The sequence below is a fragment of the Burkholderia sp. Bp9143 genome (genome assembly GCF_003853645.1).
GTDB lineage: Bacteria > Pseudomonadota > Gammaproteobacteria > Burkholderiales > Burkholderiaceae > Burkholderia.
The window spans coordinates 61,220-81,156 of record NZ_QTPO01000041.1 but is presented as its reverse complement, the minus strand read 5'-3'; the positions used below and the strand labels follow the sequence as shown (position 1 = coordinate 81,156).

Genomic DNA, 19,937 nt, shown 5'->3' with positions numbered 1-19,937 from the left:
ACGCCGAACGCCATCTGCGGCTGCTGGTCGATGAAGATCAGCTGGCTGTTCTGCGGAGTGAGTACTTCAAGTTTCGGGTTGCTCATGGCGTGAATCATCCTGTGAACGAAAAGAGGGACCGGCCTCGCCGCGAACGCGGGAGACTCGAGTCGGTGTTGCGCCGGGTCGGCGCCGTCCGGCTCCAATTATTTAAACTGCAATCCTGCTGGACGAACACCCAAAAACCGGAATCACTCGGATTCCAGAATAGGTGGTCGACAAGGGCAATCCGCCCTTTTTTTCTTCACGTAAACCCGATACGCTTCCGGGACCTCGACGATGCACTCGTCGCCCCCCATCGTCCGATCACGAGACGCCCATCATGAAATCCTATGTCCTGTCGCTGCTCGCCGGCATCCTCGCCGGCGTCATCTACGGCGCGATCGGCGTGAACTCGCCCGCGCCGCCGATCATCGCGCTCGTCGGGCTGCTCGGCATGCTCGCCGGCGAGCAGATCCTGCCCGTCGCGCGGCGCATGCTCGCGGGTCACCGGCTGAACGCCGCATGGCGCGATGCGAAGTGCAGCCAGCACATGTTCGGCGCGCTGCCGGGCGGCAGCACGAACGACCGCAAGCCATCGTGACGCGCACGCCCCGCATTGGCCGCACGCGCCGCGCATGAGCAACGTCGAGCTGTTCCATTACCTGCTGCTGTTGATCTGCGGCGCGGGCGCGCTCACGTGGCTCGCGGAGCGGGTCTCGATTCCGCCGGCCGTCGTGCTGCTGCTCGGCGGCTGCGTGGTGGCCGTCGCCGGCAAGCGCGTGCCCGACATGGACCCGGCACTGCTGCTCGCGGCCGTGCTGCCGCCGCTCCTGATGTCGAGCGGCTTCTATACGGCATGGAAGGAATTCCGGCACGAACTCGCGTCGATCGCGTCGCTCGCGCTCGGCGCGGTGGTGTTCACGACGATTGCGGTCGCGTTCGCCGTGCATGCGGCCAATCCGGCGCTGCCGTGGGCCGCGTGCTTCACGCTCGGCGCGATCGTGTCGCCGCCCGACGCGGTCGCCGCGAAGGCGATCCTGCAGCGCCATCCGCTGCCCGCGCGGCTCGTCGCGGTGCTCGAAGGCGAAAGCCTCGTCAACGATGCATCGGGCCTGCTGCTGTATCAGATGGCCGTCTCGGCCGCGCTCGCCGTCACGATCACGACCGCGAGCGCCACCGGCCTGTTCTTCTCGCTCACGCTGATCGGCATCGCGGTCGGCCTCGCGTGCGGCCATGCGATGTGCTGGGTGCTGCAGCGTCTGCGCGAGCCGATGCTCGGTATCGTCGTGACCTTCGCGATGGCGTGGGGCAGCTACGGGATCGCGGAAGCCGTGCACGGCTCGGGCGTGCTGTCGGTCGTGACCTGCGGCCTCGTGCTCGGCGTGCGCCAGCATCGCGTGTTCGACGCCGACATGCGGATCAAGGCGAAGGCGACCTGGGAAGCGATCGTGTTCGTGCTCGACGCGCTGGTGTTCATCCTGATCGGCCTCGCGCTGCACGCGATCCTCGCCGGCGTGAACCACGAAGGCGCGGTGCTGATGGCCGGCCTGCGCGTCGCGCTGCCGGCGACGGCCGCCGCGATCGCCGCGCGCGTCCTGTGGGTGTTCGTCGCGATGTGGCTGCCGGGCCGCCTGCGCGCGCCGCGCGCGGGCCATGCGCCGTGGTCGTGGCGCGAGGCCGTCGTGCTCGGCTGGTCGGGCATGCGCGGTGTCGTGAGCCTCGCCGCCGCGATCGCGCTGCCGAGCAACTTCCCCGGCCGCGACCTGATCCTGTTCAGCACGTTCCTGCTGATCATCGCGACGCTGGTCGTGCAGGGCGGCACGCTCGCGCCGCTGATCCGCGTGCTGAAGCTGCGCCCGGCCGCGCGGCACACGATGTCCGAGCACGCGGCGCGCGCGCATACGTTCGGTGCGGCGCTCGCCGAGCTCGAGGCGCGCGAGCAGCGCGGCTCGACTCTCGAACGCGCATCGCTCGACCGGCTGCTGACCGAATACCGGAGCCGCGTCGCGTTGAACGAACGCGCGCACCGCGACGGCGCGGAACCGGCGGACGTGCGCGCACGGATGCTGCGCGTCGAGCTCGAACTGGTCGGCGTGTCGCGCGACGCGCTGCTCGACCTGCATCGCGATGGCCGGGTCGACGACGCGGTGCTGCACCGCATAGAATCCGAGCTGGATTTCGAGGAACTGCGGCTGCAGCGTCTGCTCGAACCGTAAGGTCCGGCCGGCCGCCGGCCCGCCTCCCCTTTCCCCACATGGAATTGCAATGCGCGAACTGTCCGTCGAAGCGAGCATCGGCTCGGTCGATTACCTGGTCCATTTCACCGACGGCGTCCATCAGTGGCGCGCCGACGAACCCGCGTCGCTCGGCGGCGGCGATTCCGCACCGACACCCGTCGCACTATTGCTGTCGAGCCTCGGCGCATGCACCGCGATCACGCTGAAGATGTATGCGCAACGCAAGGGCTGGCCGCTCGCCGAAGTGCACGTGAAGCTCGCGCACGAATCGGGCAGCGCGGGCAGCACGATCATGCGTCGCATCACGCTCGACGGCGACCTGTCGAACGAGCAGCGCGAGCGCCTGCTGCAGATCGCGAATGCATGCCCGGTGCACAAGATCCTCACGCACCCGATCGCGATCGACACGGCCATCGCCTGACGCATCGCCCTTCGACCACGAGACCTTCACCATGTCCGCATCGATCAAGACCCTGCTCACGCCGCGCGAGAGCGACATCGGCAACCTCGTCGTGCGCCGCGTGCTGCCCGCGCGCGCCGCGCGCCTCGTCGGCCCGTTCATCTTCTTCGACGAGATGGGGCCTGCCGTCCTGCCGGCCGGCAGCGGCATCGACGTGCTGCCGCATCCGCACATCGGCCTCGCGACCGTCACCTACCTGTTCGACGGCACGCTGATGCATCACGACAGCCTCGGCTTCCGGCAGAAGATCGTGCCCGGCGACGTGAACTGGATGACGGCCGGGCGCGGCATCGTCCACTCGGAGCGTTCGCCCGACGAGGACCGCCCGCATGCACAGCCGGTGCACGGGATCCAGACCTGGGTCGCGCTGCCGGTCGAGCACGAAGACACCGCGCCCGCGTTCGTGCATCACGCGGCCGACACGCTGCCGTCGTTCACGCGCGACGGCACGAGCGTGCGCGTGATCGCGGGCACCGCGTTCGGCCTCACGTCGCCGGTCGCCGTGTTCTCGCCGACACTCTATGCGTATGCGGAATTCGCCGCGGACGGCCAACTCGCGCTCGATGCGGAACACGACGAGCGCGGCGTGTATCTCGTCGACGGCGACCTCACGATCGACGGCGCACCGCTCGCCCCCGCGACGATGGCCGTGCTCGAGCCCGGCGCGAGCGTCGCGCTCGCCAGCGCGAACGGCGCGCGCGTGATGCTGCTCGGCGGTGCGCACCTGCCGGGCGAGCGGTTCATCGAGTGGAATTTCGTGTCGAGCGAGCGTGCGAAGATCGAGGTGGCCCGCAACGCGTGGGCCGCGCAGACCTTCGGCAAGGTGCCCGGCGAGGAAAACGAGTGGACGCGCCAGCCGGAGCGCAAGACGAAGTAAGTCAATAAGTCGATCCATCGACGCGGCGGCCGGCATTCACGCCGGCCGCCGCGCGTTTACGGCTTCAATCCTTCAATCCCATCAGCTTCGCCAGCACCGGCCAGCGGTCGAGCGATTCGACGAACGCGCGCCGCGCCTGCTCGTCGACGTAGCGCGTCGGATCCAGCGCGGGCAGATGCCGCGCGAGGCCAAGCACGTCGTTCGGTTGCGACAGGCGATCGTCGTCGCCTTCGCCGATATTTACTGTTCGTCGATCCATACACCGTCCGGAGTCTTGACCGCATAGCCCGCGGCCGTCTGCATCGTCACCGTGCCCTCGTTCTCGCCGATCATCCGCGTGCGCGGCAGGTCGGCCGCGTATTGCGCGAGCGTCACGCCGGGCTTGAACGGGCTATTCGACACGAGGTTCGACAGCAGCTGCGCGAGCGCGAGGAAGCTCGTCGGCTGATCGATCACGGTCGTCGTGCCGTGATCGCCGGTGAAGCCGACGAGCCGCACGCCGACCGGCCCGTGGACGATGCGCGGCGTCGGAATCTCGCGGAGGCCGGCCACCTGGTTCTTGTCGCCGCGCAGCGCGGCGCCGTGCTCGGGCACGAACACGATCACCGCACGCCGGCCCGACTGCGCGATCAGGTCGGCGAGCCGGTCGAAATCGTTCATCAGCCTGGTCACGCGCTGCGGATACGAATCGATGCTGGTGAGCGAACTGCCCACCACGCGGTTGCCGTCGTGCAGGCTGATCGTGTTGTAGTACAGCGCGACCGGGCCCGGCACCGATGCGCGCTGCGCGTACCAGTTCGCGAGCGTGCCGTAGTCGTCCTTGATCGCCGAGCCGTCGAACGCATGCATCGCGACCGGTGCGGCGGCGTTCGAGATCATCGGCGCGTCGGGCACGCCGATGTTGTCGTGAATGACCTGCAGGAAGTTGTCGAAGTGGCCGTCGTGGTTCAGCAGCGACTGCACCGTGTAGCCGGCGGACGCGAGTTGCGAGAACAGGTAGCACTGCTGCGGCGCGCTCTTGTACAGGTCCGCGTGCGCTTCCTGCCCGCAGCTTGCACGCAGCACGCGGATCGCGGCCGGGCCGCTGTAGCTCGCCGCCGTGCTGAAGTTGTTGAACAGGTAGTCGAAGTGGCTCAGCATCGGGTGATTGCGCACCTTCGCGGCATCGAGGTCGTCCCACGACAGCGAGCAGACGTGCAGCACGATCACGTCGAACCGCGCGGCCGGATCGTTGCCGAGACGACCGAACGCGACCTGCCGCTGCGACTCCTGCGCGCGGAACGTCGCGAGCGCCGCGTTGTGGTCCTCAGGCTGGCCGGCGCGCCCGCCCGTCGCGTCGGCCTGTTGCGGGAGCGGCGCGACGACGCGCGCCATCAGCCCGTTACCGGCCTGCCACAGCGGCATCACGATCAGCGCGGCGAGCACGAAGGTCGCGACGCGCACCCAGCGGTTGACGATGAAATAGACGATCAGCACGCCCGTCACCGTCAGCACCAGCACCGGCGGCAACAGGCGCGGCAGCAGCTCGATCCAGTAGTCGAGGCGGAACGTGCTGACCTCGCGCGCGGCTTCGGCGAGGCGCGCGAGCGGCGGCGCATGCAGTTCGCGCGCGAGCAGCGGCACCGCGATCGCGATCGCGACGAGTTGCCGCACGATGCGCCACACGCGCTTCCGGATCGGCGCGCTCGCGGCGAGCACCAGCGCGAACGCGAGGTTCGCGAGCCACAGCGGCTCCAGGTGGCCGGTCGCGAACAGCGCGAACTTCAGGATGAAATACAGATTCCAGAACGTCATCTAAACCACTCCGTGATGGGCGCCGCGTCAGTCGCGCGCCCGATCAAGCTTGGGTGCCAGCATCGACCGCACACCGCGCGCCGCACCCTTCCACATCCGTACATAACCGTCCAGGCCCACACGCAGCACTTCCTTCAGCCCGCGCAGCGGCGTGTCCGAGCGCGCGCTCGCGTGCCAGTCGAGCCACGCGTCCGCGCGGCCGAACGTGCACTGCACGAGCTGGCGCTCCTGCTCGAGCGTCAGCGCCTCGAAGCTCACGCCGACGTGGGTCGGCGTCACGCGGCTCACGCGCACCGGGAACGGGAACGGCCGGTCGCCGCGCGTCACGCACACCGTCAGCGTGTCGCCGACCGCGAGCGGCAACCCCGGCACCGCCTCGAGGCCGAGGCCGCCGGTCGAGTAGTCGCTCGTGAAACACGCGGCCGTCGAGCCGTCGGCGAGCAGCAGCGTCGCCGGCACGCGCATCGCGATCCGGTGCGTGACGCGCACCTGCTTGGTCTCGCGCGCGACGGCCATCGCCGCGCCGACCATCGCGAGGTTGTAGACGGTCCAGCCGAGCGTGATCAGGATCGTCGACGCCTCGTCGCCCTGGTCGGCCCCGAGCCGCCACAGCCCGGCCGCGATCGCGAGCACGTTCAGCGCGAACAGCACGAGGTACGGCTTCGACGTCGACCAGTCGACGTAGCCTTCGTCGATCTTGCCGCCCTTGTCGGTCACGTTGAACTTGCCGTGCCGCGGGCTGAAGAACGCGACGGTGGTCGGCAGCGCGATGTACCACGCGAGCACCGATTCGTAGACCTCGGCCCAGAACGAATGGCGATAGCGTCCCTGCATCCGCGAGTTCGCGACGTTCGCGAGCACCAGGTACGGGATCACGTAGCTCGCGAGCGCGATCGACGACGCATTGATGAAGTACAGGTGGAAGAACAGGTACGCGAGCGGAATCGTCAGGAACACGAGCCGCGGGATCCCGTAGAAGAAATGCAGCATCGCGTTGCCGTAGCAGATCCGCTGGATGAAGCCGAGCCCGCGCCCGAGGAACGGATTGTCGATGCGGAAGATCTGCGCCATCCCGCGCGCCCAGCGCGTGCGCTGCTTCACGTGGCCCGCGAGGCTCTCGGTCGCGAGGCCGGCCGCCTGCACGGTCGGCAGGTACGCCGACGTGTAGCCGCGGCGATGCAGCTTGAGCGCGGTGTGCGCGTCCTCGGTCACGGTCTCGACCGCGACGCCGCCCACCTCTTCCAGCGCGGTGCGCTTGAGCACCGCGCACGATCCGCAGAAGAACGTCGCGTTCCACAGGTCGTTGCCCGACTGCACCAGCCCGTAGAACAGGTTGCCCTCGTTCGGGATCTCGCGGAACGTGCCGAGGTTGCGCTCGAACGGATCGGGCGAGAAGAAATGGTGCGGCGTCTGCACCAGCGCGCATTTCGGGTCGCGCAGGAACACGCCCATCGTGGTCTGCAGGAACGAGCGCGTCGGCACGTGATCGCAGTCGAAGATCGCGATGTATTCGCCATGCGTCTTCGGCAACGCGCGGTTGATGTTGCCGGCCTTCGCGTGGCGATTGTCGTCGCGCGTCAGGTAGCCGATCCCCGCCTCCCGCGCGAACGCCTCGAACTCGGGGCGCCGGCCGTCGTCGAGCAGGTACACGCGCAGCTTGGTCGTCGGCCAGTCGATGCTCTGCGACGCGAATACGGTCGGCTTCACGACCGACAGCGGTTCGTTGTAGGTCGGGATGTAGACGTCGACGCTCGGCCAGCTTTCGGGATCGTCGGGCAGCGGCACGATCGGCCGGTCGAGCGGCCACGCGGTCTGTATGAAGCCGAGCAGCAGGATCATCCACGTATAGGCTTCGGCGCCGTACAGCAGGTAGCCGGTGAACGCCTCGACGGGGCTGCGGAAATCGAGCGTCTGGGTCGTGCGCCACCACACGTAGCGGACCGTGGCGAGCAGCGCGAGCGATGCGAGCGCGAGGGTCGGCAGATGGCCCGGCAGGCGGCGCAGCGCGAGCGCCAGCACCGCGACGATCGCGAAGAACGCGAACTGCGCGCCGGGCATCAGCGGCGACATCCCGGCCGCGGCCCACATCAGCGCGCCGGCGACCAGCAGCAGCGGCGCGAGCCAGCGGTGCCGGCCGACACCGTGCGCGCGCGCGTCGAGCCAGCCGCCCCAGCGCGTCCACGGCAGACGCGCGAGCAGCGCGTCGATGCGTGCGCCGAGCGCGCGCATCGCGACGTAGACCGGCACGACGAACGTGTCGAACCATGCGAGCGGATCGCGCGCGGGCTGCCTCTCGGCCGCGCGCGGTGCGCGCACGATCGCGCGCCACAGCCATTCGCGCGGGCTGAGCGGCTGCAGCACGCCCCACTCTTGCGCGAGCCACAGGAAGGCGCGGCGCGCCCGGCGGCGCAAGGGGTCGGGCCGGCCGGGCGGCGGCGCATGAAAGAACAGCCGCACGAGCCAGTCGAGCAGCGTGCGCTGGGCCGGCAGCCCGATCCCGCGCGCGCACCAGTCGGTCGCGCGCCGGGCCGCGGCGCGCCAGCGCGACGCGAAGGCGGCCTTCATCGCCGCGCTCCCGTGCGGCCGGCCGCGGCCGCCGCGAGCCACGTGTCGACCCAGTTCGCGACGCCGTTCAGGTCGTGCGACGCCTGCGAATACGGCGCGTCGTCGAAGATCCAGCTGCCGCGCGCGAGCGTTTCCGGTACGGCCGCGTCGACGTGAATCCGCTGCTCGAGCATCGACGCAGGCCCCGCGACCGCGCGCAGCATCGCGAGCGCATCGCGCTGCATGTCGCGCGCCGGGTTCAGCCGGTTCACGACGATCTGCAGGTCGCCGCCGCCGGCGCGCAGCGCGTCGAGGCGCGCGGCGACGGTCGCGCACGCGGCCGGTTCAGGCGGCACGACGACGAGCGTCAGGTCGGCACGGTGAATCGCCTGCTCGGCCTGCGGCGACGGATAGCGCGCGGTGTCGACCAGCACGACGCCGTCGGCCGGCAGCGCGATCTCGTCGAGCGCACGTGACAGCCAGGCCGGATCGGCCGCGAGCCGCGCATCGCAGGCGGCGGCGCCCGCCGCGTCGACCTGCCCGTACGGCACGAACAGCACGCCGTCGGCATTGCGCCACGTATGCGCGTGCCACGGTGCGGCGTCACCAGGGTCGCCGAGCAGGCTGTGCGCGAGCCCGTGTTCGGCCAGCGAGTCGAGCCCGAGCGTCGCGCCCATCAGGTTCTGCGCGTCGAACTCGACCGCGACGACCGGCCGGCCGCGGCGCGCGAGCAGCACCGCGAGCGCGGCGGCGAGCATCGTGCGGCCCGCGCCGCCGGCCGTCGACGTGACGGCGATCGTCTTCATCGCGCGGCCTCGTCGGCGCTGCCCGCATCGGGCAGCAGGCGCCCGCGCAGCGCGACCGGCACGAGTTCGCACGGCACCGCGTCGCGCCGGTGCAGCCCGCGCGGCGCATGAAAACCGCGGCCGAGGCCCAGGTGCTGCACGACGATCCACACCGGCACCGCGATCGCGATGCCGACCATGAATCCGATGACGAGTTCGGCGATCATGCGACCTCCGGATTGCGCAGCGGCATCGCGCTGCGGATGGCGCCGCGCGTGCGCGCGGCGGGAATGGCGGGTTCCGGCGCCGATGCGTCGACGGGCACGGGTGCCGGCGTCGCTGCGATCGCCTCGAGCGCGACGATCGTATCGATCGCGTCGATCGAACCGCTCACTTCGCTCACTTCGCTCGATTCAGTCGACGCCGCGTCGCGATCGGCGGGCGCCGCCGTCGCACGCGCGGCGCCCGCCGGCTGCGTGGCCGCGAACAGGTCGCTGTAGTCGGCGATCGGCGCACGCCGGTTCTCGGTCTTCAGCGCGTCGAGCTCGGTGTCGATGCTGCCTTCCCCGAGACACACGACCCGATCGGACAGCGTATCGACCGGCACGTCGAAGATCCGCGCGAGCGCGTCCTCGGCATCGGCCGGCTCGCACGCGAACAGGAACACGTACAGGTGTCCGGCATCGGCCGTCACGACGTCGCCCGCGCGGCGCGGCCGGCAGTGCCGCAGCGCATCGACGTGCGACACGTCGGGCAGCAGCGCGATCTTCGCGAGCGTATGCGGCAGCGCGAGCACGGCGCCACGATCGAGCACCGCGCGAATCCGCAGGCAGAACGCGCCGACCGGCAGGTAGCCGAGCACCGAATCGCCGAGCGCGGCCGCCAGCGCCGCGCGATAGTCGGGCGCGACGGGCCGTGCATAGAGCTGCCCGCGCAGCGCGTGCACGGCGGCCTGCATCCGCGACAGCGGCAGGTCGCGCGCGACGACGCGGTTCGCGCCGACGCTCAGCAGCAGCATCTCGAACTGCTGGCGCAGCACCTCGTCGCGCTCGACGACGGCGATCTTGAGTGCGCCGCCGCACTGGCGGCGCAGCGCGTGAACGGCCGCGCACAGCGCCTCGATCTGGGCATGCGAGCGGAACGCGAGCACCGCGGTCGCGGCCTGCGCGTGCGCACAGGCGGCGACGACCGCCGCGTTGTCGTCGACGATTTCCCAGCCGGCGGGCACGCGGCCCGCGTCGTCGAGCACCGCGCGGCTGACGACGATGCGATCCTCGTCAGTCGCGAGCTTCATCCGGCGCGACGGTTCGGCGGCGGCCCCGTCGACGACCGCCGCGAGCCGGCCGCCCGGCGCGAAACGCAGCGGCCGCACTTCGCCGGCCGCGAGCGTCTCGCCCGCGCGCCAGAAATCGACGACCCACAGCAGTTCGCCGTGCGTGCGCTGCAGCTGCGCGACGCCTGAGCACACGCCGTGAAAGCCGCTGCGCGGCGCGCGATTCGCATCGCGCACGAGCGGCGGATCGTCGGTATCGGGATCGGCGCCGGTGCGCACGATCTCGGGATCGACCAGCAGCACCAGCGCGATCCGGTGCGTGCGGCACCAGTCGGCGAGCGCGTGCGCTTCTTCCGCGAGTGCGGCCGGATCGTTCCAGCTGAACCAGCGTTGCGCGCCTTCGATGAAATACAGCGAGCGCGCGCGAAAGCCGTAGCGCTTCATCGCGCGCAAGCCGCCCGTGAGCCGCGCGAACGGACCGGGCGCCGCACGGCGCGGCGCACCCGGTTCGATCGCGGCGTCGCCATCGGCCGCCGCGGCCGCCCCGGGCACCGGCGGCATCGCCAGCACGTTGAGGTTGGGCGGCCAGCCGGCCGGATGCGCGCCGCCCGAGAAACCGCGCGCCTGCAGCTGCGCGGCAACGCGCGCCGTGTCGCGCGACAGCACGACCGTCACGTCGCGCGTGCGCGACTGCCGCGCGCTTTCCCACACCAGCGCGTCGCATGCCGGCGTGCCGGCAGCGGCATAGATCGCGTACAAGCCGCCCGCTTCCAGCTGCGTCCACGTATCGGGCAGCCCGTCGATCGCGAGCCGGCTCAGCGGGCCGGCTCGGCCGCCCGCCGGCCCCATGCGCAGCAGCGCGCGCAGGCGGCCCAGCAGGCGGGCGGCGCCGAGCGCGGGACGGGTGGCATCGAATTCCGTATTCACGCGTTCCCCTAGTAATCCGAATAAAGCCGCACCGGCGTCGGCGTGACGAGCCAGCTACGCTCCGCGCGCGCGTCGAACGCATAGCGCAGGTACACGAGCGCCGAACTCGGCGCGTAGTCGTGCGACCGGTCGACGTGCAGTTGCGCGCCGACGCTCAGGTGCGGATTCACGCGATACTCGACGATGCCGTTCACGCCGTACGAGAACGACACGCCGCGCGTCGAACTGCCCGCATAGACGAGCCCGGCCGCCTCCTGCGCGGCGCGCTGGCCCGAGAAGGTCGGGTAGAACAGCGAATCCTTTTCGTAGCTGTTCGAGATCCCGGCCGTGACGGTCAGGTCCCACGACAGCGCGTCGCGCCGCCCCGCCCACTCGATCGGCACGCCGAGCGACAGGTAGCGCTGCGGGCTGTAGTAACCGCCCTGCCCGTACGTGTAGTAACGCAGATTCTGCGCGTAGTGCCACGCATTGCCGACGAGCCCCGTGCTCACCTTCATCGTCGCGCGTTCGTACACGGGCACCGTGAAGCCCGAGCGCAGCGTGACTTCCGCGTTGCGCTCGACGTTGCGGCCGGACAGCACGCCCGCACCGAGTTCCGCGAACAGGTTCACGCGCCCGACGTCGACCGCCGCGCGCAGGTTCACGCCGTCGCGGCGCACGCCGCCCCATACCGCCCCGGTCCACGGGTCGCGCATCCCCGCATACGACAGCACGCTGCTCGTCTCCGGCCGGCGCGACGCGTTCACGGTGAAGCTCGCCGGGCCCGCGTCGAAGCGGTAGCGCACGCCGCCGACTAGGTAATGCACCGGAAAGCCGAGCGGCGACGTGCCGAGATCGACGCGCCACGCGTCCGTGCGATAGCCGGCGCCGAGCGCGACGCCCGTCATCGGCTGGTGCAGGTCGCCCTGCGGATGCGCGATCAATGCGGCGGCCGACGGATTCGCCGTGAACGGCGCGGGCAGCCCGATCGGCGTGTTGAGCGCCGCGAAGGTCCCGAACGTCTTCAGCGAATACGCGTTCGGGTCGCTCGTATCGAGCGTGCCGGCGTCCAGGTGCACGGTGTCGAGCTGCAGGAACGCGTGCCCGTCGTAGCGCACCGGCACCTGCATGTAGATCGGCACCTGCTGCGCGCGGTACGCGGAAACCCCTTCGTCGCCCGACTTGTACGCCGGCAGCCAGCCAATCTCGATCTCCGGGTCGCGCCGCTGTTCGAGATCCGCGAACGCGGCCTGCGCGGGCGTGCGGCCGTCGCGGCCCGGGCTCACGCCGCTCGTGCGTTCCTGCGACCGCGACAGCCGGTACAGCGACGCGGCATCGTCGTAGCGGCCCTGCGCCTCGGCCACGCGACCGGCGGCGACCGTCACGTCGGCGCGCGCCGGATACGCGGCCCGCAGCGGGTCGATCAACTGCGCGGCTTCGTCCGGGCGGCGCAGCGCGTTCAGCCGGCGCACGACCGACAGCCGCGTATCGACGTCGTCGTCCGGCGTGCGCGCGAGCACGGCCTGCACGCGTGCGAGCGCGGCCGCGCGATGGCCGCTGTCCTCGTCGATACGCGCGAGCGCGAGCTGCGTATCGGCATCGTCCGGCGTGCGCGCGACGACCGGCGCGAGCGCGTCGCGCGCGGCATCGTCATGCCCCTGCGCGCGCTCGAGGTCGGCCAGCTCGAGCGCGTAGCGCTTGTCCGCGCGGCCGGCCGGGCTCGCACGATCGAGCAGCGTGCGGGCGCGCGCATAGTCCTGCCGCGCGATCGCGTCGTCCGTCTGCCGCAGCACGCTCCGCAGCGACTGATCCTCGATCCGTGCGGTCTGTGCCGGCGTCAGCGCCGGCTCGCGGCGCAGCGCGTCGAGCCACGCGACGAGCGCGTCGTCGCGCCCCGCGCTGCCGAGCAGGTCGCCGTAGCGCAGCCGCACGTCGGGATCGGCCTCGCGCGGATGCGCGGCGATCCAGTCGCGCAACGGCGCGAGGCCGCGCTCGGGTTCGCCCGCGTCGATCCACTGCGCGCCGATCGCGGCCAGCATGTCGGGATCGTCCGGCGCGCTCGCCTGCGCATGCGCGAGCGATGCGGCGAACGCCGCGCGATCGCCGCGGCCGAGCGCGCCGCGTGCGCCGGCCAGCGCGCTTTCCGCATCGAGCCTGCGCGCGAGCGCACGCATGCCGTCCGAGCGGTGCGCGTCGTCGACACCTGCGAGTGCGGCCTGCGCGCCCGCGATGTCGTCGAGCGAGTTGCGATACAACGCGGTCGCATAGCGCATCTCGGGCGTATCGCTTTGCGCGAGCCCGTCATCCATCACCGTGCGGCCGAGCTGCGGCAGCCCCATGTCGCGATACAGCCGCGCGAGCGCGAAACGCGTCCACGGCGCATCGGGCGCCGCGCGCACGGCCGCTTCGTAGCGTTGCGCGGCCGGCCCGCGTTCGCCCTTGTCCGCGAGCGAGCGCGCCTGGCTCGCAAGCAGGTCGGCGCGCAGCCCGTCGAGCGCGCGGCGATCGTCGCGGCCCGTCACGCGGCCCTGTAGGGCGTCGAGCAGCGGGCCGACGCGGTCCGCGCGGCCGGTGTTCTCGTACAGCGTCGCCGTGCCGCGCACCGCCGACGGGTTCGGCGAACGCGCGGCCAGCAGTTCGCGCAGCAACGGCTCCGCGCGTGCCCAGTCGTGCTGCGCGAGCAGCGCATCGGCGAGCTGCAGCTTCGCATCCGGGCTATCGGGCTGCAGCGCGAGCGCGGCGTCGGCCGCACGTTCGGCATCCTGCGGCCGTCCGGCCGACGCCGCCGCGCGACCCTGCGCGAGCAGCCCCCAGAACTGCGCGGTGCGGGCGAGGCTCTGCCACTTGCCGCGCTGGTCGGTCGACAGCGACGCGGCACGCGTGAACAGCGCGCGCGCTTCGTCGTGCCGGCCTTCGCGCAGGCGCAACAGGCCGAGCCCGCCGACCGCGTCGGCGTCGCCGGCGCGCGCCTGCGCGGCGCGCGCGAGCAGCGGATCCGCGCCGGTCAGGTCGCCGCGCGCGAGCGCCTGCAAGCCGCGCTGCCGCGCGATGTAGTCGGGGTCGCGTTCGAGCCGGCGCTGCGCGTCGCGCTGCCGGTCGAGTGCGGCGACGCGATCGCGGAATTCGGTGTCGTCCGGCACGAGCGCGAGATACGCATGCAGCGCATCGAGATACGCGGGATCGTTGCCGGCGGACTGCAGCACGCGCCGCCACACGGCCATCGCTTCCGCATGGTCGGCGTCGGCCCGCTTCGCGAGCGACCACGCGATCCGGTTCGCTTCCGCACGCGTGTCCTCGCGCTGGTTCAGCAGCCGCGCGAGCGCCAGCGCTGCATTCGCGTCCTGCGGGTCGGCCACGACGGCGCGGCGCAGCGCGGCGATCGCCGGTTCGCGGCCGCCCGGCGCATTCGCGACGATCTGGTAGTACTCGGCGCCCAGCGCGCCGGACGGCGCGCCGTTCGGAAACAGCGCCACGATCCGCCGGGCCGCCTCGTCGGCGCGGCCGCTGCGCGCGAGCAGGCGGATCTGCGCCATCTCGCCGCGGCCGCTCGTCGCGATGCGGTATTCGTCGGCCGCGCGCCGCGTGTCGGGCGCCGCGCTCGCGCGTGCCTGCAGGCGTGCCAGCGCGGCCTGCGCGCCTTGCGCGTCGCCGAGCCGCAGCAGCACGCGCATCTGTTCCGCGAGCAATTCGGGATCGTTCGGCGCGATCAGGAGCCCCTTGCGCAGTGCGTCGCGCGCGAGGTCGTCGCGATGCTTGGCGCCCCACATGCGTGCGGTCGCGAGCTGACGCCGCGCGTCGGACAGATCGGCCGTGGCCGGCGTCGAAGCCGGCACGGCCTTCGGCACGGCGGGTTTCGGCGGCGTTGCGACGGCGACGGCCGCCGCGGCCGGCGCCGCCGCACAGACCGCTGACGCGAGCCACGCGACCCCCGCGGCGCGCGGTGCGGTGCGCTTCATCGGGCCACGCATCGACGGTCCTCCCAGCGCGCGTCGAGCGACCCGTCCGCGCCAAACCGGTAGCGGCCGTCGCGCCAGCCGAGGCCGAACAGCGTCAGCACGCTCGTGTAGTAGCCGGGCGCCGACTGGCGCGCGAGCGTATCGACGCGGGCCGCCTGCGCATCGGCGAGCGCATGCTGGCCGCGTGCGTCGAGGAACGGCACGGCCGCCGCCGAGAAGCCGCCGTTGCCGTCGTTCGGCCCCGCGACGCCGGTCGTCGTGTCGACCTTCTCCGGCGGCGCGCCATGCGCGGCGATATGGTCGGCAAACGGCGCGAAGCGCGCGAGCAGCGGCGCGGCGAGCGGATCGGCGCGATCGAGCATGCCGGCCCACAGGTACACGCGGATTGCGTTGTACGCGCTTTCCGCGCGGGTCTGCGGATCGGGCCCGAAACCGGCACCGGCGCGATACAGCGCCCAGTCCGGCGAAAAGCCCTTCGGTGCGGTGTCGAGCAGCACGCGGCCGGTGCTGGCCGCGAGCGCGGCCCAGCGACGATCGTCGGGCAGGCGCGCGGCGAGCCCGCGAATCACCTGCGGCGGCGAATAGCTCGGGTTCACGCGCCATTGACCATTGGCCAGCTTGAACCCGATCGGCCCGGGCAGCAGCGTGAGGCCGAGGCCCGGCACGCTGGCCGTCTCGTCGTCGAGCACGCGCTTCGCGAGCAGCGCGCCGCGCGCGGTGTAGCTGCGCTCGCGCCACAGCCGTCCGGCTTCGACGAGCGTGTAGGCGATCCACAGGTCGGCATCCGACGCCGCGTTCGCGTCGAGCACGCGCCACGCGCCGTCCGGCGCGCGGCCCCACAGCCACGCCGGCAGGCGGGCGCTCAGGTCGCCCTGCGCGAGGTTGTTCTCGGTCCATGCGAGGATCGTGTCGAACGTGCGCCGGTCGTTCGCGACGAGCGCGAAGAACAGTCCATACGCCTGCCCCTCCGAAACCGTGCGCGAATCCGCCGAGCCGACATCGATCACCCGGCCGTCGGCCGACATGAAATCGCGCTTGAACGCGTCCCAGCGCGGCCATGACGCGCCGCACTGCCCGTCGGCCGCGCCGCTTGGCGCCGCCTGCGCGCGCCCGGCGGTCCCGGCCGCCGCGCACGCCGCCGCGACGGCCAGCACGAGCGCCGTGCCGACCCGCCGCGCCGGCTGCGCTGCCCGTCGCCTTGCGAATGCCCACGCCATCCGTTACATCCCCCGGCGGCGCGCGGCGATTCTCTGCAGCACGCTGAACACGGCGAGCGCGAGCAACAGCCCCGCAACGACGCCGACCACGCCGAGCACCACCGGGTGCCGCGCCGCGTGCGTCCAGACGCGCGCATACCACGGCACGAAGCCGACCACGTACGGTTCGCCGACGCGCAGGCTGTCGACCTGCCCCGGCCGCACCAGCGCGAGGTCGCCCTGCAGCTGCGACACGAGGCCCGGCTTCTCGAATACGTCGAGCAGGTCGGCCAGACGCGCCTGGTCGGTCGCCGTCAGCGCCACGACGCTGCGGCCATGGCTACCCGGCAGCTCGAACCCGGCGAGCGCGGCGAGCGAGCCCGTCTGTTCGATATGCGCGCCGCCGTCGGCCATGCCGACGCCGTTGCGCCAGCGCTCCTTCACCGAGAACGCGACACGCGTCGCGCCCGTGCCGGCCTGCTGGTCGATCGACAGCGGCAACGCCGCGCGCCAGCGCGACAGCAACGGCGACGCGGGCGAGCCGTCGATCACGAGCAGGTCCTTGCTGCCCGCCAGCGCGGCGACGTCGCCGGGCCGCGCGACCTGCACGCGCAGCGCCGGGAAGCCGGTCCACTGCCCCATGTGGCCGAGCATCGTCAGGTACGCTTCCAGTTCCTGCGGCGACGGCCGGTCCGGGATGACGACCGCCGTCTGCGACAGGTCGGCGAAGCGCGTGAACGGGAAGCCGCTGTTCGCGAAGAACGCGAGGTTCGGCAATTGCGCGTAGTGGACGAAGTGCGAGAAGTCGATCGTCGAATCGGGATCAATCGCCGCGCGCTGCGGCTCGGTCGCGGTGCTCGAGCAGAGCCCCGTCTTCTGCGAATCGAGCGTGAAGCGGAACTGCAGCTGGTTGCCGCTGCCGACGCGGAACGCCGGGATGTCGACATCGCTCGTCACGCGCCCTTCCGGCACCGACAGCAGCGGCAGCTGCATGCGCCCGCGCGCGTCTTCCGCATGGGACGGCCCGAGGCGGTACGACTTCACGAGCTGTTCGTTGATCTCGACGGCAAGCGTCGAGTTGTCCTGCACGGTCGGCGCCGTGTAGCGGTAGCGCAGCGTGATCGGCACGCCCGAGCCGTTCCACGAATGGAGATCGGCCGGCACGCGCAGGTTCAGCCGGATCGCGTCCGGCGACGTGCCGCGCACTTCGAGTTCGCGCGGATCCGACACCAGTTCGCGGAACGCGATCGGCCGATTCACCGGCAGCCAGCGCGGGGCGTCGTACGGCTTGCGCGGCGCGCCGAGATCGACGTGCGCGACCGTCGCCGCCGGGCCCGACAGCGCCGCGCGGCCGAGCACGAGCGCCGCGACCGCATCGTCGACCTCGGCCGCGGTGCGGCCCGTCACGACCATCAGCTTGCGGCCGGGCGCGGCCGGGTTGTCGGCGACGGCGAGCAGCGGGCCGCTGACCGACGGCAACGCGAGACCGGCCGGCAAGGTCGCGACCGTGCCGACCACCACCGCCTGGTCGTCGGCCGGCAGCGTCGCCGCGACCGGGAAACGCGCCTGCCGGTAGTCGGCCTGCGCGCCGAACCAGGACGCGAGCACGCCGGCGCTGCGCAGCGTCGCCGAGTCGGGCGACGCCGGCAGCACGAACGGCAGCCGCACGAGCCCGTTGTCGCGCCGGTCGAAGAACGGCGCGGGCAGCAACGCGAGATCGTTCGGCAGGCGCACCGGCGACTCGTCGAGGATCAGCTCGCTGGTCGGGCTCACGTCGGCCCACAGCGCCGAGCTCGACGGATCCTCGCAGTGATCGAGCGAATAGTGCGCGATCAGCCGCAGGCCGATCTGGTTGAAATCGGAGAAGTAGCGCGGATCGATCGGGATGTCCTGCGTGACGGCGCGGCCCGCGCGCGTCGCGTCGAACGGGACGGTCGCGACCACCTCGCCGTTCACGGAGACCTTCAGGTGCGACATCGGGAACACGAGCGACGGCGAATACGCGTAGGTCAGGCGCAGCCGCGCGCCGGTGACCACGCGGTCGAGCCGCACGCCCGCATGGATCGTGCGCGCATCGTCGGTACCGCGCAGGTGCACCGGATCGAACGCGCCGAGCGACGCGAACGGCAGGCGCACGGTCGTTGCCGGCAGGCCGGCGGACGCCGCGCTGGCGGCGGTCGGCACGGCCGCGCCGCCGGCAAGCGCCGGCGTGGCCGGGCTGCCTGCGGACGCCGAAGCGGTCGCCGAAACAGACGCCGAAGCGGCCGGCATCGGCGCGGCCGACAGTGCGGCCGCATGGAACGCGCCGAACGTGGCGAGCGACAGGACGAACAGCGACGCGGCCGGCTTCATGCGCGGCCCCGCATCGTCATGGTCGACCGGTGATCAAGCGCGCCGCAAGCGGCGCGCGCAAAGCAGCTATGCCCGTGAGTGCACATCCCCACTGCTTCCCCTCAAAATCTGGCCTGAATGCATTTATCGAAACGACGCGGCGCACGCTTCTGCTGCCGGCCCGTCAGACGGTGCGCGCCTGGCACCGGCGCTCGCACATTCGTCACACTATCTCAAAATAGGGACGAAATTCACCCTGATTCGTGCAGACGAAGTGAAAAACAACTCAATACGGTCGGAAATACTGCGCGCGGCGATTGAATGGCAAGAATTACGCTGTTGCTGCCGGCCGGACCGACCGGCATACTGCCGGCGCTGCCCGACCGGCGAACCGTCGCGCCGCCGAATCGGCCGGATGCCGGATGCGACCCCTTGCGGGCCCCCCGGAACGCGCTGCCGCGTGGGCGGCGCGTATGCTACCTCAAGCCCGCTCCGCGTGCCGGGCTTTCTTCACGGAAAACTGACTTGGATCAAAACGTCGACACCGCCACGGCGTCCCCCGACACGCTGCTGCGCATCATCGCCGCGCAGACCGAGATCGCGAAACTCGGCCTCGATCTCGGCGGCGTGATGGCTTACGTGACCGAGCAGGTGCCGCAACTCACGGGCGCGAGCGGTGCGGCGGTCGAATTCGCCGAAGGCGACGACATGGTGTACCGCGCCGCGTCGGGCTCCGCCGCCGGGATGCTCGGGCTGCGGCTGCGCCGCTCGGGTAGCCTGTCGGGCCTGTGCGTGACGCGCGGCGAATTGCTGCACTGCATGGATTCGGAAACCGACCCGCGCGTCGATCGCGATGCATGCCGCCGCGTCGGGCTGCGCTCGATGCTGGTGATGCCGCTCACCCATGCGGAGACGACGGTCGGCGTGCTGAAGGTGATGTCGCCGGACGTCGACGGTTTCTCGGCCGCCGATGCCGGCACGCTGCGGCTCACGGCCGACCTGATCGCCGCCGCGATGTTCCACGCGGCGCGCAACGAGGCGAACGCGCTTTACCTGCGCGCGACGCACGACGCGCTCACCGGCCTGCCGAACCGCGCGCTGTTCTACGACCGCCTGCGCCAGTCGATGCATACGGCGCTGCGCGCGAACGGTCGGCTCGGCATCCTCAACATCGACATGGATGGGCTCAAGCCGATCAACGACGGGTATGGCCACCGCGCAGGCGACGCCGCACTGCGCGAGATCGCCACGCGGATGCTCGGCGCCGTGCGGCGCTCGGATACGGTCGCGCGGGTGGGCGGCGACGAGTTCGCGGTGATCCTGCCGAGCGTCGGCGGCCGCGACGACGTCGACGCGCAACGCGCACGGCTCGCCCGGCAGGTCGGCGAACCGTTCGAATTCGAGGGGCATCCGCTGCGGCTCGGCGTCAGTGTCGGCATCGCGATGCTGCCCGACGACGGTACCGACATGAACGCGCTGATCGAGCATGCGGACCAGGCGATGTACGAGGTGAAGCGCACGCGGACGCAGCGGGTGGCGCACGCTTGACGCTTGACG

The 19,937-nt window shown here is 71.6% G+C and carries 14 protein-coding genes and 1 pseudogene; 5 read left to right on the top strand and 10 right to left on the bottom strand.

The window, feature by feature from the left end:
- Positions 1–86 (bottom strand): annotated as a pseudogene (locus tag DIE23_RS27465) (hydrolase); the annotation flags it as partial.
- Between the two features lie 275 nt (positions 87–361).
- Between DIE23_RS27465 and DIE23_RS27460 the strand changes: the two are divergent.
- Genes DIE23_RS27460 through DIE23_RS27445 form a run of 4 tightly spaced genes read left to right on the top strand, consistent with a single transcriptional unit; the run spans position 362 to position 3,595 of the window.
- Complete coding sequence (locus DIE23_RS27460) at positions 362–622, top strand: XapX domain-containing protein (protein WP_124614988.1); 261 nt, start codon at positions 362–364, stop codon at positions 620–622.
- Positions 623–656: 34 nt separating this feature from the next.
- The gene (locus DIE23_RS27455) at positions 657–2,237 is read left to right on the top strand and encodes a Na+/H+ antiporter (protein WP_124614987.1); all 1,581 of its coding nucleotides are present in this window, start codon (positions 657–659) and stop codon (positions 2,235–2,237) included.
- A gap of 49 nt (positions 2,238–2,286) precedes the next feature.
- Positions 2,287–2,679: an OsmC family protein gene (locus tag DIE23_RS27450; protein ID WP_124614986.1), complete on the top strand. Its 393-nt coding sequence runs from the start codon at positions 2,287–2,289 to the stop codon at positions 2,677–2,679.
- Between the two features lie 31 nt (positions 2,680–2,710).
- Complete coding sequence (locus DIE23_RS27445) at positions 2,711–3,595, top strand: pirin family protein (protein WP_124614985.1); 885 nt, start codon at positions 2,711–2,713, stop codon at positions 3,593–3,595.
- 64 nt (positions 3,596–3,659) lie between these two features.
- Here the strand turns inward: DIE23_RS27445 and DIE23_RS27440 are convergent, their stop codons facing one another.
- Genes DIE23_RS27440 through bcsB form a run of 9 tightly spaced genes read right to left on the bottom strand, consistent with a single transcriptional unit; the run spans position 3,660 to position 18,401 of the window.
- Positions 3,660–3,854, bottom strand: a complete 195-nt coding sequence (locus DIE23_RS27440) for a hypothetical protein (RefSeq protein ID WP_124614984.1) — start codon at positions 3,852–3,854, stop codon at positions 3,660–3,662.
- Positions 3,836–5,389 carry a cellulose biosynthesis protein BcsG gene (gene bcsG, locus DIE23_RS27435; protein WP_124614983.1) on the bottom strand — a complete coding sequence of 518 codons (1,554 nt, stop codon included), beginning with the start codon at positions 5,387–5,389 and terminating at the stop codon, positions 3,836–3,838. Before bcsG ends, DIE23_RS27440 begins: the two co-directional genes overlap by 19 nt.
- A 27-nt stretch (positions 5,390–5,416) precedes the next feature.
- A complete protein-coding gene (gene bcsA, locus DIE23_RS27430; RefSeq protein ID WP_124614982.1) occupies positions 5,417–7,954 on the bottom strand; it encodes a UDP-forming cellulose synthase catalytic subunit in 2,538 nt (845 codons plus the stop codon).
- Positions 7,951–8,739, bottom strand: a complete 789-nt coding sequence (gene bcsQ / locus DIE23_RS27425) for a cellulose biosynthesis protein BcsQ (protein ID WP_124614981.1) — start codon at positions 8,737–8,739, stop codon at positions 7,951–7,953. Before bcsQ ends, bcsA begins: the two co-directional genes overlap by 4 nt.
- A complete protein-coding gene (locus DIE23_RS27420; RefSeq protein ID WP_124614980.1) occupies positions 8,736–8,945 on the bottom strand; it encodes a hypothetical protein in 210 nt (69 codons plus the stop codon). Before DIE23_RS27420 ends, bcsQ begins: the two co-directional genes overlap by 4 nt.
- Positions 8,942–10,918, bottom strand: a complete 1,977-nt coding sequence (bcsE, locus tag DIE23_RS27415; RefSeq protein WP_124614979.1) for a cellulose biosynthesis protein BcsE — start codon at positions 10,916–10,918, stop codon at positions 8,942–8,944. Before bcsE ends, DIE23_RS27420 begins: the two co-directional genes overlap by 4 nt.
- Positions 10,919–10,926: 8 nt before the next feature.
- A complete protein-coding gene (locus DIE23_RS27410) occupies positions 10,927–14,865 on the bottom strand; it encodes a cellulose synthase subunit BcsC-related outer membrane protein (protein ID WP_124614978.1) in 3,939 nt (1,312 codons plus the stop codon).
- Complete coding sequence (gene bcsZ / locus DIE23_RS27405; RefSeq protein WP_124614977.1) at positions 14,850–16,070, bottom strand: cellulose synthase complex periplasmic endoglucanase BcsZ; 1,221 nt, start codon at positions 16,068–16,070, stop codon at positions 14,850–14,852. Before bcsZ ends, DIE23_RS27410 begins: the two co-directional genes overlap by 16 nt.
- 3 nt (positions 16,071–16,073) lie before the next feature.
- Positions 16,074–18,401, bottom strand: a complete 2,328-nt coding sequence (bcsB, locus tag DIE23_RS27400; RefSeq protein WP_124614976.1) for a cellulose biosynthesis cyclic di-GMP-binding regulatory protein BcsB — start codon at positions 18,399–18,401, stop codon at positions 16,074–16,076.
- Positions 18,402–18,905: 504 nt separating this feature from the next.
- On the opposite strand from bcsB, the gene DIE23_RS27395 reads away from it, so the two are divergent.
- Complete coding sequence (locus tag DIE23_RS27395; RefSeq protein WP_409364257.1) at positions 18,906–19,928, top strand: diguanylate cyclase domain-containing protein; 1,023 nt, start codon at positions 18,906–18,908, stop codon at positions 19,926–19,928.
- Positions 19,929–19,937: the final 9 nt, after the last annotated feature.

Coding starts and splice junctions, on each gene's coding strand:
- DIE23_RS27460 (WP_124614988.1), top strand. CDS start 362: ATGAAATCCTATGTCCTGTCGCTGCTCGCCGGCATCCTCGCCGGCGTC.
- DIE23_RS27455 (WP_124614987.1), top strand. CDS start 657: ATGAGCAACGTCGAGCTGTTCCATTACCTGCTGCTGTTGATCTGCGGC.
- DIE23_RS27450 (WP_124614986.1), top strand. CDS start 2,287: ATGCGCGAACTGTCCGTCGAAGCGAGCATCGGCTCGGTCGATTACCTG.
- DIE23_RS27445 (WP_124614985.1), top strand. CDS start 2,711: ATGTCCGCATCGATCAAGACCCTGCTCACGCCGCGCGAGAGCGACATC.
- DIE23_RS27440 (WP_124614984.1), bottom strand. CDS start 3,854: ATGGATCGACGAACAGTAAATATCGGCGAAGGCGACGACGATCGCCTG.
- bcsG (WP_124614983.1), bottom strand. CDS start 5,389: ATGACGTTCTGGAATCTGTATTTCATCCTGAAGTTCGCGCTGTTCGCG.
- bcsA (WP_124614982.1), bottom strand. CDS start 7,954: ATGAAGGCCGCCTTCGCGTCGCGCTGGCGCGCCGCGGCCCGGCGCGCG.
- bcsQ (WP_124614981.1), bottom strand. CDS start 8,739: ATGAAGACGATCGCCGTCACGTCGACGGCCGGCGGCGCGGGCCGCACG.
- DIE23_RS27420 (WP_124614980.1), bottom strand. CDS start 8,945: ATGATCGCCGAACTCGTCATCGGATTCATGGTCGGCATCGCGATCGCG.
- DIE23_RS27410 (WP_124614978.1), bottom strand. CDS start 14,865: ATGCGTGGCCCGATGAAGCGCACCGCACCGCGCGCCGCGGGGGTCGCG.
- bcsZ (WP_124614977.1), bottom strand. CDS start 16,070: ATGGCGTGGGCATTCGCAAGGCGACGGGCAGCGCAGCCGGCGCGGCGG.
- bcsB (WP_124614976.1), bottom strand. CDS start 18,401: ATGAAGCCGGCCGCGTCGCTGTTCGTCCTGTCGCTCGCCACGTTCGGC.